At 71.2% G+C, this 14393-nt stretch carries 10 protein-coding genes; 6 read left to right on the top strand and 4 right to left on the bottom strand.

Going from position 1 to position 14393, the window contains the following annotated elements:
• Positions 1–118 precede the first annotated feature (118 nt).
• Positions 119–1945, bottom strand: coding sequence for an acyl-CoA dehydrogenase (locus ACFWBF_RS27370; RefSeq protein WP_385606557.1), 1827 nt, complete (start codon positions 1943–1945; stop codon positions 119–121).
• 203 nt (positions 1946–2148) lie between these two features.
• Here ACFWBF_RS27370 and ACFWBF_RS27365 point away from each other — a divergent pair, with 203 nt between their 5' ends.
• The 4 genes from ACFWBF_RS27365 to ACFWBF_RS27350 all read left to right on the top strand — a co-directional run bounded on the left by ACFWBF_RS27365 (position 2149) and on the right by ACFWBF_RS27350 (position 5190).
• Positions 2149–2610 (top strand): SseB family protein, encoded by a 462-nt coding sequence (locus ACFWBF_RS27365; RefSeq protein ID WP_385232359.1) that lies wholly within the window; start codon positions 2149–2151, stop codon positions 2608–2610.
• 34 nt (positions 2611–2644) lie between these two features.
• Positions 2645–3613 (top strand): ArsR/SmtB family transcription factor, encoded by a 969-nt coding sequence (locus tag ACFWBF_RS27360; RefSeq protein ID WP_385606553.1) that lies wholly within the window; start codon positions 2645–2647, stop codon positions 3611–3613.
• Between the two features lie 106 nt (positions 3614–3719).
• Entirely contained in the window at positions 3720–4109 is a 390-nt protein-coding gene (locus tag ACFWBF_RS27355; RefSeq protein WP_385606552.1) for a hypothetical protein, read from the top strand.
• A 118-nt stretch (positions 4110–4227) separates the two neighbouring features.
• The gene (locus ACFWBF_RS27350; protein WP_385606550.1) at positions 4228–5190 is read left to right on the top strand and encodes a pirin family protein; all 963 of its coding nucleotides are present in this window, start codon (positions 4228–4230) and stop codon (positions 5188–5190) included.
• Positions 5191–5197: 7 nt separating this feature from the next.
• Here the strand turns inward: ACFWBF_RS27350 and ACFWBF_RS27345 are convergent, their stop codons facing one another.
• Positions 5198–6274, bottom strand: a complete 1077-nt coding sequence (locus ACFWBF_RS27345) for an AI-2E family transporter (RefSeq protein ID WP_385606548.1) — start codon at positions 6272–6274, stop codon at positions 5198–5200.
• A gap of 38 nt (positions 6275–6312) precedes the next feature.
• Complete coding sequence (locus ACFWBF_RS27340) at positions 6313–8472, bottom strand: SpoIIE family protein phosphatase (protein WP_385606546.1); 2160 nt, start codon at positions 8470–8472, stop codon at positions 6313–6315.
• 136 nt (positions 8473–8608) lie between these two features.
• On the opposite strand from ACFWBF_RS27340, the gene aspS reads away from it, so the two are divergent.
• Positions 8609–10426 (top strand): aspartate--tRNA ligase, encoded by a 1818-nt coding sequence (gene aspS / locus ACFWBF_RS27335; RefSeq protein WP_385606544.1) that lies wholly within the window; start codon positions 8609–8611, stop codon positions 10424–10426.
• Positions 10427–10496: 70 nt separating this feature from the next.
• Here the strand turns inward: aspS and ACFWBF_RS27330 are convergent, their stop codons facing one another.
• Entirely contained in the window at positions 10497–11942 is a 1446-nt protein-coding gene (locus tag ACFWBF_RS27330; RefSeq protein ID WP_385606542.1) for a VWA domain-containing protein, read from the bottom strand.
• Between the two features lie 292 nt (positions 11943–12234).
• Here ACFWBF_RS27330 and ACFWBF_RS27325 point away from each other — a divergent pair, with 292 nt between their 5' ends.
• The gene (locus ACFWBF_RS27325; protein WP_385606540.1) at positions 12235–14334 is read left to right on the top strand and encodes a PhoX family protein; all 2100 of its coding nucleotides are present in this window, start codon (positions 12235–12237) and stop codon (positions 14332–14334) included.
• Positions 14335–14393 lie beyond the last annotated feature (59 nt).

Genomic DNA, 14393 nt, shown 5'->3' with positions numbered 1-14393 from the left:
CCGCGTGGCCAAACTCCCCTCCGCCCCACCATTCACCCCTTACCCGGGGCCAACCCGGGGGGCCGGCCCCCCCGTACCGAGGGTCCGGCCGCCGCCGCGTACGTACACCGCGTACGGACTAGAAGGCTGCCTCGTCGAGCTCCATGAGGGAGTTGTCGACGCTCTCGGCGAGCGAGCGGGCGACCGAGACGCCCGGCAGGACCTGCGCGGCGAAGAACTTCGCGGCCGCGATCTTGCCGGTGTAGAACGGCACGTCCTTGGCGGAGGCGCCGGCCAGCTTCTCGGCGGCCACGGCCGCGCCCTTGAGCAGCAGGTAGCCCACGACGACGTCGCCGGACGCCATCAGCAGGCGGGTGGTGTTCTGGCCGACCTTGTAGATGTTCTTGACGTCCTCGCCGGTGGCGGTGAGGTCGACGATCATCTGGCCGACGATGGCCTCCAGGTCGACGGCGGCCTTGGCGAGCGCGTCGCGGGCGCCGGCCAGCTCCTCGCCGCCGACGGCCTCGGCCAGGAACTTCTTGATCGTCTCGGAGAGGACGTTCAGGGAGGCGCCCTGGTCGCGGACGATCTTCCGGAAGAAGAAGTCCTGGCCCTGGATGGCCGTGGTGCCCTCGTAGAGGGTGTCGATCTTGGCGTCCCGGATGTACTGCTCGATCGGGTACTCCTGCAGGTAGCCGGAGCCACCGAAGGTCTGCAGGGACTGGGCGAGCTGCTCGTAGGACTTCTCCGAGCCGTAGCCCTTCACTATCGGCAGGAGCAGGTCGTTCAGGCCGACGAGGGAGGAGGCGTCCTCGCCCGCGGCCTGCTTCAGCTGGATCTCGTCCTGGACGGAGGCGGTGTACAGGACCAGGGCGCGCATGCCCTCGGCGTACGCCTTCTGCGTCATGAGCGAGCGGCGCACGTCGGGGTGGTGCGTGATGGTGACCTTGGGCGCGGTCTTGTCCATGAAGTTGGCCAGGTCCGGGCCCTGCACGCGCTCCTTGGCGTACTCCAGCGCGTTGAGGTAGCCGGTGGAGAGGGTGGCGATGGCCTTCGTGCCGACCATCATCCGGGCGAACTCGATGATCATGAACATCTGGCGGATGCCGTCGTGCTTGTCACCGATCAGCCAGCCCTTGGCGGGGTGCTGGTCGCCGAAGGTCATCTCGCACGTGTTGGAGGCCTTGAGGCCCATCTTGTGCTCGACGTTCGTCGCGTAGACGCCGTTGCGCTCGCCCAGCTCGCCGGTCTCCCAGTCGAAGTGGAACTTCGGGACGAGGAAGAGGGACAGGCCCTTGGTGCCGGGGCCGTGGCCCTCGGGGCGCGCGAGGACGTAGTGGAGGATGTTCTCCTCCATGTCGTGCTCACCGGAGGTGATGAAGCGCTTCACGCCCTCGATGTGCCAGGAGCCGTCGGCCTGCTGGACCGCCTTGGTGCGGCCGGCGCCGACGTCCGAGCCGGCGTCCGGCTCGGTGAGGACCATGGTGGAGCCCCAGCGCTTGTCGACGGCGATCTGGGCGACCTTCTTCTGCGCCTCGTTGCCCTCTTCGAAGAGGATGCCGGCGAACGCCGGGCCCGAGGAGTACATCCAGATGGCCGGGTTCGCGCCGAGCAGCAGCTCCGCGTAGGCCCAGATGAGGGAGCGGGGCGAGGTGGTGCCGCCGATCTCCTCGGGCAGGCCCAGGCGCCAGTACTCCGACTCCATGAAGGCTTCGTAGCTCTTCTTGAAGGAGGCCGGGACCGGCGCGGTGTTGGTGGCCGGGTCGAAGACCGGCGGGTTGCGGTCGGCGTCCTCGAAGGAGGCGGCCAGCTCGTTCTCGGCGAGGCGGGTCAGCTCGGAAAGGACGCTCTTGGCGGTCTCGGTGTCCATCTCCTCGAACGGACCGGTGCCGTACAGGTTTTCGCGGCCGAGTACCTCGAAGAGGTTGAACTCGATGTCGCGGAGATTCGACTTGTAGTGCCCCATGGCGACGGCTCCGTTAAGGCTCGGGGAGACAGGTTCCTCGTACATACCAATCGGTAACAGCATGATGCTACCCGCGGGTAATAAGAATCAACCCTTGCTCGACGACTGTGACCAGCATCAAGCCAGAAACGCTCGAGGGCTGCCGGAAGCCCTGGCCGGAATGGGTGTCCTGGGGCCCGCGGCCGCTCGGTAGGCTTTGGCCCATGTACGGCTACGACCAGAACGTGAGCGCGGGGCAGCAGCAGTACGCCGCCCCGCAGCAGATGGCCGGCGGGTACGGCGAGCAGCCGCTGTACCCCGAGCCCTCGCCGCCGTCGCTCGCCGACGCGGTGCGGGCCTTCACGACCGGGTCGCTGTCCGCCGAGGACTTCCAGCAGATCTTCGCCTCCTCGAAGGTCTACTGCCCGCGTGGCGAGACCCCGGGCTTCCTGGCGCTGCACAACACGCAGCAGCCGGTGATCCCCATGTTCACCACGCTCAAGGAGCTGCGCCGGTACGCCGGCAAGGAGTCCAAGTACTTCGTGATCACCGGCGCCGAGGTGATCGACCTGCTGCCGACCGGCTACGGCTTCGTCCTCGACATGGAGGGTGACCACCGGATGGTCTTCGACGCGAAGGCGGTCGAACAGATGGTCGACTTCGCGATGCGCCGCATGTACGGCTAGGTCGCCGGACCCGGCTGAGGGGGGCGGGCGGGCGATGCTGCGGGTGCACTTCACGGCCGAGGACCTCCTCAATGTGACCTTCGCGAGCGAGCCGCTGCCCCTCGTGGAGCTGGCGATGGCGCTGATCGCCTGGCAGCGCACGGACGAGCAGGCGGTTTTCGGCCGCTGGCGCGGGCGCCTGGGCCGGGAGCTGCCGGGCCGGGTGCGCCCGCTGCTGGACCTGCTGCGGCCGGACGGGGACAACCCGCAGTTCGTCGAGCCGTACGCGCGCACGCTGGAGGAGGGGCTGGCCGCCGTACGGGACGCCGCCCCCGGCCTCGACCCCGGCGCGCTGGGCCGGGTCGCCGCGCGGGCCCCCGGATCCGCCTCCTGGGTGCGTGCGCTGTGGGGTCTGGACCGCGAGGCGTGGGGGCTGCTCGACGGGGCGATCCGCTCGGCGTACGAGGTCGTCATCGCCCCGCACTGGCCGCGGATCCGGCAGTCCTTCCAGGCCGACGTGGCCTGGCGGACCCGGCTGCTGGCCGCCCACGGCATCAGGGCCTGCCTGGCCAGCACCCACCCCCTGGCGGGGTGGTCCGGCACGGCCTTCGAGGTCGGGCTGCCGCCCGAGTACGAGACCCGGCTCGGCGGGCGCGGGCTGATGCTGATGCCGTCCCCGTTCTGGACCGGGCGGCCGCTGCTCGCGGAGGGCCCGGACGGGCCGGACGGGACGCGCGTACTGCTGTACCCGGCGCTGACACCGCTGCCGATGGTCGCGCAGGCGCGGGCGGAGGGGGCGCTGGACGCGCTGCTGGGGCGGACCCGGGCAGCCGTGCTCCAACTGCTGGTGGAGCGGCGCACCACCACCGAGCTGGCCCGTGACCTCGACATCAGCCTGCCCTCGGTCTCGGAGCACACCCGCACCCTGCGCGCGGCCGGGCTCATCACCACCGAGCGCGACGGCAAGGCGGTCCTCCACTCGGCCACCGGCCTGGGAGTGGACCTCCTGCACAGCGGCGGCTGACGTTTCGGCCACCGCCGAAACCATCGCGGCGCTGCGCACCGCGGGCCGACAGTGGGTGCCGCGGGGGAATCCCGCTTCTGCAGACCGGGAGGCTGCGATGTCAAGGATGTCGTTACGCAACAAGCTCGCCGCGGCGGCGGCTGCCGGGTTCATGGCGCTGGGTACGGGGGTCCTGGCGGCTGGTCCTGCGCAGGCGGAGGCCACGGGGGCCACGGGAGCCACGGGAGCCACCGAGACCGTCTGTCCGAGCGGGTACGCCTGCATCTACCACGGCACCACCCCGTCCAGCGGGATCCGCGACAAGTGGCGGCAGCGGGGCGCCTACCCGATCTACGACTACTGGGGCCGGCACCTGGTCGTGAACAGCCAGACCGGCGGGTGGAAGATCTGGCTGTGCCGGAACACCAACGGCACCAACTGCGACTTCGCGGTCTGGCCCGGCCATCCCGCGGTGGTCGAGATGACCCCGTTCAACTCGGTCTCGATCGAGCCGTAGGCGCCCGTGCACTGACGCCCAGGCCCCGGGGGAATTCCCCCGGGGCCCTCTCTGTTCTGTGGGGTGTGGCCGAAAGTTCGAGTTTCAACTAAACTCGACGCAGAAGGAGGTTCCGACCATGCCTGCAGTGACTGTGGAGAACCCGTTGACGCTCCCCCGCGTCGCCGAGCCCGCCCAGGAGACCGCCGCCCGCAAGGTGCTGGCCGTCACGACCGCTCCCGGGGGCTTCGAGGGCGAGGGGTTCCCGGTGCGCCGCGCGTTCGCCGGGATCAACTACCAGTACCTCGACCCGTTCATCATGATGGACCAGATGGGTGAGGTGGAGTACGCCCCGGGCGAGCCCAAGGGCACCCCCTGGCACCCGCACCGCGGCTTCGAGACCGTCACGTACCTGATCGACGGAACCTTCGTCCACCAGGACAGCAACGGCGGCGGCGGAGTCATCAACGGCGGCGACACCCAGTGGATGACCGCCGGTTCGGGCCTCCTGCACATCGAGGCCCCGCCGGAGTCCCTCGTCGTGTCCGGCGGGCTCTTCCACGGCCTCCAGCTGTGGGTGAACCTCCCCGCCTCCGACAAGATGATGCCCCCGCGCTACCAGGACATCGGCCGCGGCCAGGTCCAGCTGCTGAGCACGCCGGACGGCGGCGCCCTGCTCCGTGTGATCGCCGGTGAACTGGACGGCCACGAGGGCCCGGGCATCACCCACACCCCGATCACGATGGTCCACGCGACCATCACGCCGGGAGCGCGGATCACCCTGCCGTGGCGCGAGGACTTCAACGCCCTCGCGTACGTCATGGCCGGGCGCGGCTCGGTCGGCGAGGACCGGCGGCCCGTCCAGACCGGGCAGACCGCGGTCTTCGGCGAGGGCGGCTCGCTGACCATCCGGGCGGACGAGGCCCAGGACTCCAACGCCCCGGACCTGGAGGTCGTCCTGCTCGGCGGGCGCCCGATCCGGGAACCGATGGCGCACTACGGTCCGTTCGTCATGAACAGCAAGCACGAGCTCCAGCAGGCCTTCGACGACTTCCAGGCCGGCCGGCTCGGGACCATCCCGACCACCGCCCGCACGAAGTAGAGGGAAGTCAGTCCTGTACGGGTCCGGGCGCCTCGGCGGCGTACCGGGCCCGCAGCTCCGAGACGACCCCGAAGGCGGCCGCCGTCAGCGGCACGGCGAGCAGCATCCCGAGGATCCCGGCGACGCTCGCCCCGGCCGTGATGGCGAGCAACACCACGGCCGGGTGCATCTGCACGGTCCGGCTCTGGATCATGGGCTGGAGCACGTGTCCCTCCAGCACCTGTACGGCGAGCACCACGCCCAGCGCCCACAGCCCGATCACCCACCCCCGGTCGGCGAAGGCGACGAGCACCGCCACGGCCCCGGAGATGAAGGCGCCGAGGTACGGGATGTAGGCGCCGACGAACACCAGCGCGCCGAGCCCCACCGCCCCGGGTACGCGCAGCACCAGCAGTCCCACGGTGATGCAGACGGCGTCGATCGCGGCGATGAAGGTGGTTCCGCGCATGAACCCCTCGACGGCCTCGAAGGCGCGTCGGGCCATGGCTTCGACGGTGTCCCCGGTGGCGCGCGGCGCGAGCGAGCGCAGGGCGCCGGCCGCGCGGTCGGAGTCGCGCAGGAAGAAGAAGATCAGCAGCAGCGCCAGGATGGTGGTGGCGATCATCTCGCCGACGACGCTGATGCCGGTGATGACCCCGGAGGCGGCCGTGCCGCCGAACTTGGCGAGCAGGTCCTTGGCGTTGGCGGCCAGGTCCTGGAGCGAGGTCCCGGCGGCCCCGAAGTGCCCGGCGAGGCCCTGGCCGGCCCGCTTGAGGGAGCCGGCGATCTCGTCACCGGTGCTGATCAGCGCGTGTACGACGACGTACGAGGCCCCGCCGACGACCGCGATCACGGCGAGGCAGGTGAGCCCGGCGGCGAGGGAGCGGTTCAGCTTCATCCGCACGAGGCGGCGGTGCAGCGGCCCGAGGAGCGCCGTCCCGAGCAGGGCGAGCAGCACGGGTGTGACGGCGGTCTTGAAGACGACGCACAGCCACACGGCCACCGCTGCCACCCCGGTGACGAGGAGTGCGACCGCGCACCACGCGGCGAGCCGCCGTACGGGCTCGGGAAGCAGGGGGTTCGGCGAAGCGGGGGGAGGCGGCACCGCAACATCCAACCACGGTGCGGCGGGCCGCCCGGGGCTCAGACCAGCGGGTCGGCGTCCGGCTGTGCGGACTGCTCGTGGAGCTCGAACCAGATCGACTTGCCTTCGCCGCGCGGGTCCACGCCCCAGTTGTCGGCGAGCATCTCCATCAGCAGGACGCCCCGCCCGCTGGAGGCCATCTCCCCGGGATGCCGCTTGTGCGGGAGCTCGTCGCTCTTGTCCGCGACCTCGATGCGCAGCCGGCGCCCGCCCAGCTCGCCCACCGCCTCCGCGACCAGCAGCGCGTCCCCGTCGGTGTGCATCAGTACGTTCGTGACCATCTCGGAGACCATCAGTACGGCCGAGTCCACCTGATCCGGGTCGGACCAGTCGTGCAGCAGCTCCCGGATCTGTCGGCGTGCCCCGGCGATCCGCTCCGGCTCGGCCTGGGCCACGGTCAGCATCGTGCGCCGGCTCGGGCGCGCGGGGTGCAGCAGCGGGGTGCCGCAGTCGCGGCCGGCGCCTTCGCGGCACAGCAGGACGACGGCTATGTCGTCCTCGCGGCGGTCGGCGAGCGGGCCGGTGGTGTGGTGCGAGGAGGGTCCGTGCACGGCCTGGACCAGCAGGTCCGCGAGCTTCTCCAGGCTCTCGTCGTCGTGCGTGTCGGACTCCAGGATGGCCCGCAGCCGGGCCCAGCCGGTGTCCAGGTCGTGCCCGCCGGTCTCGATGAGCCCGTCGGTGCACAGCATCATCGTCTCGCCGGGCTCCAGCGTGAACCGGGTGGTCGGGTAGTCCGTGTCGGGGACGATGCCGAGCGGCAGGCCCCCGGCGGTCGGGCGCATCAGGACCGTGCCGTCCGTCATCCGGATCGCCGGGTCGGGGTGGCCGGCCCGGGCCACCTCCAGCAGCCCCGTCTCCGGGTCGCACTCCACGTACAGGCAGGTCGCGAAGCGCGGGCTCGGGAAGTCGGGGTCCTCGCCGGAGTCCGATTCCTGCGAGGAGCACAGCCCGGCCAGGAAGCGGGAGGCGCGCGAGAGCACCGCGTCGGGGCGGTGGCCTTCCGAGGCGTACGCCCGCACCGCGATCCGCAGCTGGCCCATCAGCCCGGCGGCCCGTACGTCGTGGCCCTGGACGTCCCCGATGACCAGGGCGAACCGCCCCGAGGGCAGCGGGATCATGTCGTACCAGTCGCCGCCGACCTGGAGCCCGCCGCCGGTCGGGACGTACCGGGCGGCCAGCTGCATGCCCGGGATCTCCGGTCCGAGCTGCGGCATCATCGACCGTTGGAGGCCGGTGGTGAGTTCCCGCTCGGATTCGGCCACCCCGGCGCGCTGGAGCGCCTGGGCGAGCATCCGGGCCACCGTCGTCAGGACGGAGCGCTCGTCGGGGGAGAAGGACACCGGGTGCTTGAACGCGGCCATCCAGGCGCCCATGGTCCGCCCGGCCACGATCAGCGGGAGGAACGCCCAGGAGGCCCGGTCGAAGCGCTGGGCGAGCGGCCAGGTGGCCGGGAAGCGCCGCTTGTAGTCCTCGGGAGTGGGCAGATAGATGGCCCGTCCGGTGCGCACCACCTCCGCGGCCGGATAGTCCGTCTCCAGCCGCATGTCCGTGAAGGGACCCTCGTCCCCGGAGTCGTGCCCGTGGTGCCCGATGATCGACAGCCGGTCGCCGGCCACGCCGAAGACGGCCAGCCCGTCGGGGCTGAACCCGGGCATGGACAGGGACGCGGCGACCCGCAGCACCTCCGCCGTGGAGCGGGCCTCCGCCAGCGCGCGTCCCGCGTCCAGCAGGAAGGCCTCGCGGGAGCGCCGCCAGTCGCCGGTGATGGGGGTGTGTACCGCCGTGGTGCCCGGCTGGGGCTCGGCGATCTCCTGGATGGTGCCGATCAGCTCGTAGTCGACGCGGCCGTCCGGGCTTCGGTTCTCCAGGGGCTTCGAGCGGCTGCGTACGGTGCGCAGCACGCGCCCGTCCTCGTCCATGATCCGCAGTCGGGCCTCGGCGAGGGTGTCCTCGGCCACCGCCAGGTTCACGATGCCGTTGATCTCGTTCCAGTCCACCGGGTGGAAGCGCGAGCGCACGGCCACCTCGGGCAGGACCACGGGCTCGGCGGGCAGGCCGAGGAGCCGGGCGGCCTCGCTGTCGAGGGTGACCGTCCCGGAGGCGTTGTCCCATCGCCACAGGCCGGTCGCGATGGCGGCCAGGACATCCTCGGTGCGCACCCGGTCATCTTTACAGGTCATACGCCTGACGTGCCTGTTCACCACCCCCGCCGGGCGCGCCCGCGCGGTGCCCCGCCCGGACGGTAACCTTGGGACGGTTGAATCCACCTTGGTATCGCGAAGAACTGGATGACTGATGCATCGGTACAGGTCCCACACGTGCGGCGAGCTCCGAGCCTCCGACGTCGCCGCCGACGTCCGGCTGAGCGGCTGGCTGCACAATCGTCGAGACCTGGGCGGCATCCTCTTCATCGATCTCCGTGACCACTACGGCATCACGCAGCTCGTCGCCCGTCCCGGCACCGCCGCGAACGAGGCGCTGAGCAGCGTCACCAAGGAGACCGTCGTCCGCATCGACGGCAAGGTCGTCTCCCGCGGCGCCGACAACGTCAACCCGGAGCTGGCCACCGGCGAGATCGAGGTCGAGGTCTCCGCGGTCGAGGTGCTCGGCGCGGCCGCCCCGCTGCCCTTCACGATCAACACCGACGACGGTGTGAACGAGGAGCGGCGCCTGGAGTACCGCTTCCTCGACCTGCGCCGCGAGCGCATGCACCGCAACATCATGCTGCGCTCGGCCGTCATCGCCGCGATCCGCCACAAGATGGTGGCCCTCGGCTTCAACGAGATGGCGACCCCGATCCTCACCGCGACCTCCCCCGAGGGCGCCCGTGACTTCGTCGTCCCGTCCCGCCTGAACCCGGGCAAGTTCTACGCCCTGCCGCAGGCGCCGCAGCAGTTCAAGCAGCTGCTGATGATCTCCGGCTTCGACCGCTACTTCCAGATCGCGCCCTGCTTCCGCGACGAGGACGCCCGCGCCGACCGCTCGCCGGGCGAGTTCTACCAGCTCGACGTCGAGATGTCCTTCGTCGAGCAGGAGGACGTCTTCCAGCCGATCGAGCGCCTGATGACCGAGCTCTTCACCGAGTTCGGCGGCGGCCGCGAGGTCACCTCCCCCTTCCCGCGGATCCCGTTCCGCGAGTCGATGCTGAAGTACGGCAACGACAAGCCTGACCTGCGCTCCAAGCTGGAGCTCGTCGACATCACCGACGTGTTCGAGGGCTCGGAGTTCAAGGCCTTCGCCGGCAAGCACGTGCGCGCGCTGGCCGTCCCGGACACCGCCGCGCAGCCCCGCAAGTTCTTCGACGGGCTCGGCGAGTACGCGATCTCGCTGGGCGCCAAGGGCCTGGCCTGGGTCCGCGTGGGCGAGGACGGCGCGCTGACCGGCCCGATCGCCAAGTTCCTCACCGAGGAGAACGTCAAGGTCCTCACCGAGCGGCTGGGTCTGGCGGCCGGGCACGCGGTGTTCTTCGGCGCGGGCGAGTTCGACGAGGTCTCCAAGATCATGTCGGGCGTGCGCGTCGAGGCCGCCAAGCGCGCGGGCCAGTTCGAGGAGAACGTCTTCCGCTTCTGCTGGATCGTCGACTTCCCGATGTACGAGAAGGACGAGGAGACGGGCAAGATCGACTTCTCGCACAACCCCTTCTCCATGCCGCAGGGCGGCATGAAGGACCTGGAGGAGAAGGACCCGCTCGACATCCTGGCGTGGCAGTACGACATCGTCTGCAACGGCATCGAGCTGTCCTCCGGCGCGATCCGCAACCACGAGCCCGAGGTCATGCTGAAGGCCTTCGCGATCGCCGGTTACGAGGCCGAGACCGTCGAGCGGGAGTTCGCCGGCATGCTGCGCGCCTTCCGCCTCGGCGCCCCGCCGCACGGTGGCATCGCCCCGGGCGTCGACCGCATCGTGATGCTGCTGGCCGACGAGCCGAACATCCGCGAGACCATCGCCTTCCCGCTGAACGGCAACGCGCAGGACCTGATGATGGGCGCGCCGACGGTGCTGGAGGAGTCCCGCCTGCGCGAGCTGAACATCGCACTGCGCAAGCCGGTGGAGACGAAGCCGGCCGACGCCAAGCCGATCGCGGAGGCCGTCCACCCGGACGCCGCGCGGTAGTCGGTACGAGTACTCGGTACATGAGGAAGGGCCCGGGATCGAGGATCCCGGGCCCTTCCTGCTCTCTGGACTAGAACCGCTCCAGGACGCCCTTGAGGAGGGCGGCGGAGGTCAGTTCACGGGGGGCCGGGCCGGCGTGGAAGAAGCCGGCGTTCTCGGCGTCCAGCTTGCGCAGGAAGTCGAAGGCCTTGGCGTCGTGGTCGCCGAACGCGACGAACTGCCAGTGGATCCCGGGGGCGGTGGCGGCGGCCTCCGCCAGGGCGGCCCTGGCCGGCTGGCGGTTGTCGGGGGCGCCGTCGGTCTGGAAGACGACGAGGGCCGGGCCCTCGCCGCCGTCCTTCTGGTAGCGCTCGACGACGGCCTCCACCGCCACGTGGTAGCTGGTGCGGCCCATCCGGCCGAGCTCGGCGTGGCGGGCCTCGACCCAGGCCTCGTCGTGGCCGTCGAGGGTCAGGTCGGCGGTGCCGTCCACGTCCGTGGAGAAGAAGACCGTGTGCACGGTGGCGTCTTCGTCGAGGTGCGCGGCCAGGGCGAGGGCGTGGTCGGCGAGGTGCTGGGCGCTGCCGTCCTTGTAGAACGGACGCATCGACCCGGACCGGTCGAGCACGAGGTACACCTTGGCCCGCGCCCCGGCCTTGCCCTTCCCCCGGAGCACCTGCCCCGCGGCCTTGTACGCCGCGGCCACCCCGGCCGCCCGCCGCCGCACCACAACCGCGGCAACAGCGGGCCCCACGGCCTCGGCCTCGGCCTCGGCCTCGGCCTCGGCGGCAGCCGCGACGAGCTCGGCCTCGGCCTCGGCGGCAGCCGCGACGAGCTCGGCCTCGGCCTCGGCCGCAGCTTCGGGCTCAGGCTCGGCGGCGGCAGCCACGGGCTCGGCCACAGCTTCGGCCTCCGGCTCGGTGGCGGCAGCCACGGGCTCGGCCTCGGCGGCCGGTTCGGCCTCCGGCTCGGCCACAGCTTCGGTCTCCGGCTCGGCGGCGGCCGCGACGGGCTCCGCCTCCGGCGCGACGGGCTCGGTCTCGGCGGCAGCCGCGACGGGCTCGGCCACGACCTCGGCCACAGCTTCGGGCTCCGGCTCGGCGGCGGCAGCCACCGGCTCGGGCTCGACGGCCGCGACGGGCTCGGTCTCGGCGGCCGGTTCGGCCTCCGGCTCGGCTGCGGCGGGAGCCGCGACGGGCTCGGCCTCCGGCTCGGTGGCGGCAGCCACCGGCGCGACGGGGGCCGGGGTGGGGGCCGGCTGAACCGCCGGAGGCACAGGCGCCCGGCGGGCTTCCGGGACCGTGGGGTCCGGAGCCGGCGCCACGGCCGTCAGCAGTGTGCCCGGCTCGCGGTCCCGCGGGGCGGACTGCGGCGGAACGGTCGGATTGTCGAAGGCGGCCGCCACCAACTCGGCCGCCGCGTCCAGGGGGGTGCGTTCCGCCTGGCTCGGAAGGGCCGCCGAAGGGGCGTCAGCCGAATCCGGAACCGGCTCCGAAGCCCGTCCGAACACCTTGCGCAACAAGCTCCGAATACCCATGGGCCAGGCCTTTCGCATGAGTGCGTGCGTCATTTGTCCGTGCTGCGCGGTAGATCCCTGCCCAGAGTGGACACGTAAGGTTATCGGCCCCTTGGCTGGAACTTCGGCAGGGGCACCTTTCGTGGCGCCCAAGGCCCAAACAGATCCGCCGCGCCGCCGAACTGCCGCTCCGACGTGCCGGGTTCACCGGCCGTTCATCCCGCCGCCGCCGCTTCGGCGCAACCCGCGCCTAGCGTCACGGCTGGATTCGACCGACACGTTGTCGGGGACCGTGCATCTACGGAGGACACTCGTGCGCAAGCTCCTGCCGCTCATCGGCAACCCGCATGGGGGCGGCCGTTCCGCCCTCACCTGCCGCTACCGCTGCGGCGACGCCTGCTTCCACGAGGTGCCGAACACCAGCGACAACGAGTACGTCGGCGACGTCATAGCCCGCGCCTACTCCCGCCGCTCGATGCTGCGCTCCGCCGCCGTCGTGACGGTCGCCACCGCCGCCGGCAGCGCCGTGACCCTCGGCGGCAACGGCTCCTCCGCCCACGCGACCCCCACCCCCGACGCCCAGGGCGCCGGGGCCCAGGCCAACGCCGAGGGCGCCCGCGGTCTGCGCTTCAAGGCCGTCGCGCCGAACACCAACGACCAGGTCACCGTCCCCGAGGGCCACGAGCAGAACGTGGTCATCCGCTGGGGCGAGCCGATCGTCAAGGGCGCCCCGGGCTTCAACCCCGACAAGCAGACCGCCGCCGCCCAGGCCGGTCAGTTCGGCTACAACAACGACTTCCTGAGCCTTCTCCCGCTCGGCGGCGACTACGAGCGCCAGCAGCTGCTCGTGGCCAACCACGAGTACACCGACGAGAACCTCATGTTCAAGGGCTACGACCCGGCGAACCCCACCCGCGAGCAGGTGGAGATCGCCTGGGCCGCGCACGGCCTCGGCATCGTCGTGGTCCAGGAGGACCACCGCTCCGGCAAGCTGACCGCGGTCACCCGCCACCAGCTCAACCGCCGTCTCACCGCGACCAGCGTGTTCAAGCTGACCGGCCCGGCCGCCGGCAGCCCGCTGCTGAAGACCTCCGTCGACGCCACCGGCACCAAGGTGCTCGGCACGCTCAACAACTGCTCCGGCGGCACCACCCCGTGGGGCACCACCCTCCACGGCGAGGAGAACTTCAACCAGTACTTCGCCAACGCAGCCAAGGTCACCGACCCCGCCGAGGCCGCCCGCCTCAAGCGCTACGGCGTGACCACCGGCGAGACCGAGCGCAAGTGGGAGCGGTTCGACAAGCGCTTCGACTGCACGCAGGAGCCCAATGAGTCGCACCGCTTCGGCTGGGTCGTCGAGCTCGACCCGTACGACCCGAACTCCACCCCCCGCAAGCGCACCGCGCTCGGCCGCTTCAAGCACGAGGGCGCCCAGCCCCGCCTGACCGAGGACGGCCGCCCCGTCGTCTACATGGGCGACGACGAGCGCTTCGACTACTTCTACAAGTTCGTCTCGTCGAAGCAGATGAAGAAGGGCAACTCGCGCGCGGCCAAGGAGCACAACCTCACGCTGCTCGACGAGGGCACCCTCTACGTCGCCAAGCTCACCGGCGACTCCCCGGCCGCCGAGTTCGACGGCTCCGGCAAGCTCCCCTCCGACGGCGAGTTCGACGGCTCCGGTGTCTGGATCAAGCTCGCCACCGCCACGGCCTCCGGCAGCGTCTCGCACGTCGAGGGCATGACCGCCGAAGAGGTGTACGTCTTCACGCGCCAGGCCGGTGACAAGGTCGGCGCCACCAAGATGGACCGCCCCGAGGACATCGAGCCCTCCCCGCGCACCGGCCGGGTCTTCGTCGTCCTGACCAACAACACCGACCGCGGCAAGGCCGGCAAGGCCGGTGCGGACGAGGCCAACCCGCGCAACCTGAACAAGCACGGCCAGATCCTGGAGCTCGCCGAGAACTTCGACGACCCGGCCAGTGACGGCTTCGCCTGGCGTCTCTTCCTGGTCGCCGGTGACCCGAACGACCCGGCCACCTACTTCGCGGGCTTCCCGAAGGACAAGGTCAGCCCCATCTCCTGCCCCGACAACGTCACCTTCGACCCGCACGGCAACCTGTGGATCTCCACGGACGGAAACCAGCTCGGTTCGCACGACGGCCTGTTCGGCGTCGCGACCGCCGGGGACCGCCGCGGTGAGCTGAAGCAGTTCCTGACCGTCCCGCGCGGCGCCGAGACCTGCGGCCCGCTGGTCCAGGACAAGCGCGTCCTGGTCTCCGTCCAGCACCCGGGCGAGATCGACGGCGCGTCCGTCGAGAAGCCGCAGTCGGTGTGGCCCGACGGCCCCGGCAAGATCGTCCGCCCGGCGGTCGTGTCCGTCTGGCGCAAGGACGGCAAGAACATCGGCCTCTGACCCGGCCGAGGAGCATGCTCAGTTGACCGGGCCCGACCCGGTCAACCGGGCTGTTTCAC

This window comes from Streptomyces sp. NPDC060028, from assembly GCF_042736725.1.
In the GTDB taxonomy this organism is placed as follows: Bacteria; Actinomycetota; Actinomycetes; order Streptomycetales; family Streptomycetaceae; genus Streptomyces.
This window is presented reverse-complemented; position numbering and strand designations above follow the sequence as displayed.

Excerpts from the sequence above, each read along its gene's own strand:
- ACFWBF_RS27365 (WP_385232359.1), top strand. The coding sequence starts at position 2,149 with ATGTACGGCTACGACCAGAACGTGAGCGCGGGGCAGCAGCAGTACGCC.
- aspS (WP_385606544.1), top strand. The coding sequence starts at position 8,609 with ATGCATCGGTACAGGTCCCACACGTGCGGCGAGCTCCGAGCCTCCGAC.
- ACFWBF_RS27330 (WP_385606542.1), bottom strand. The coding sequence starts at position 11,942 with ATGGGTATTCGGAGCTTGTTGCGCAAGGTGTTCGGACGGGCTTCGGAG.
- ACFWBF_RS27370 (WP_385606557.1), bottom strand. The coding sequence starts at position 1,945 with ATGGGGCACTACAAGTCGAATCTCCGCGACATCGAGTTCAACCTCTTC.
- ACFWBF_RS27360 (WP_385606553.1), top strand. The coding sequence starts at position 2,645 with ATGCTGCGGGTGCACTTCACGGCCGAGGACCTCCTCAATGTGACCTTC.
- ACFWBF_RS27350 (WP_385606550.1), top strand. The coding sequence starts at position 4,228 with ATGCCTGCAGTGACTGTGGAGAACCCGTTGACGCTCCCCCGCGTCGCC.
- ACFWBF_RS27355 (WP_385606552.1), top strand. The coding sequence starts at position 3,720 with ATGTCGTTACGCAACAAGCTCGCCGCGGCGGCGGCTGCCGGGTTCATG.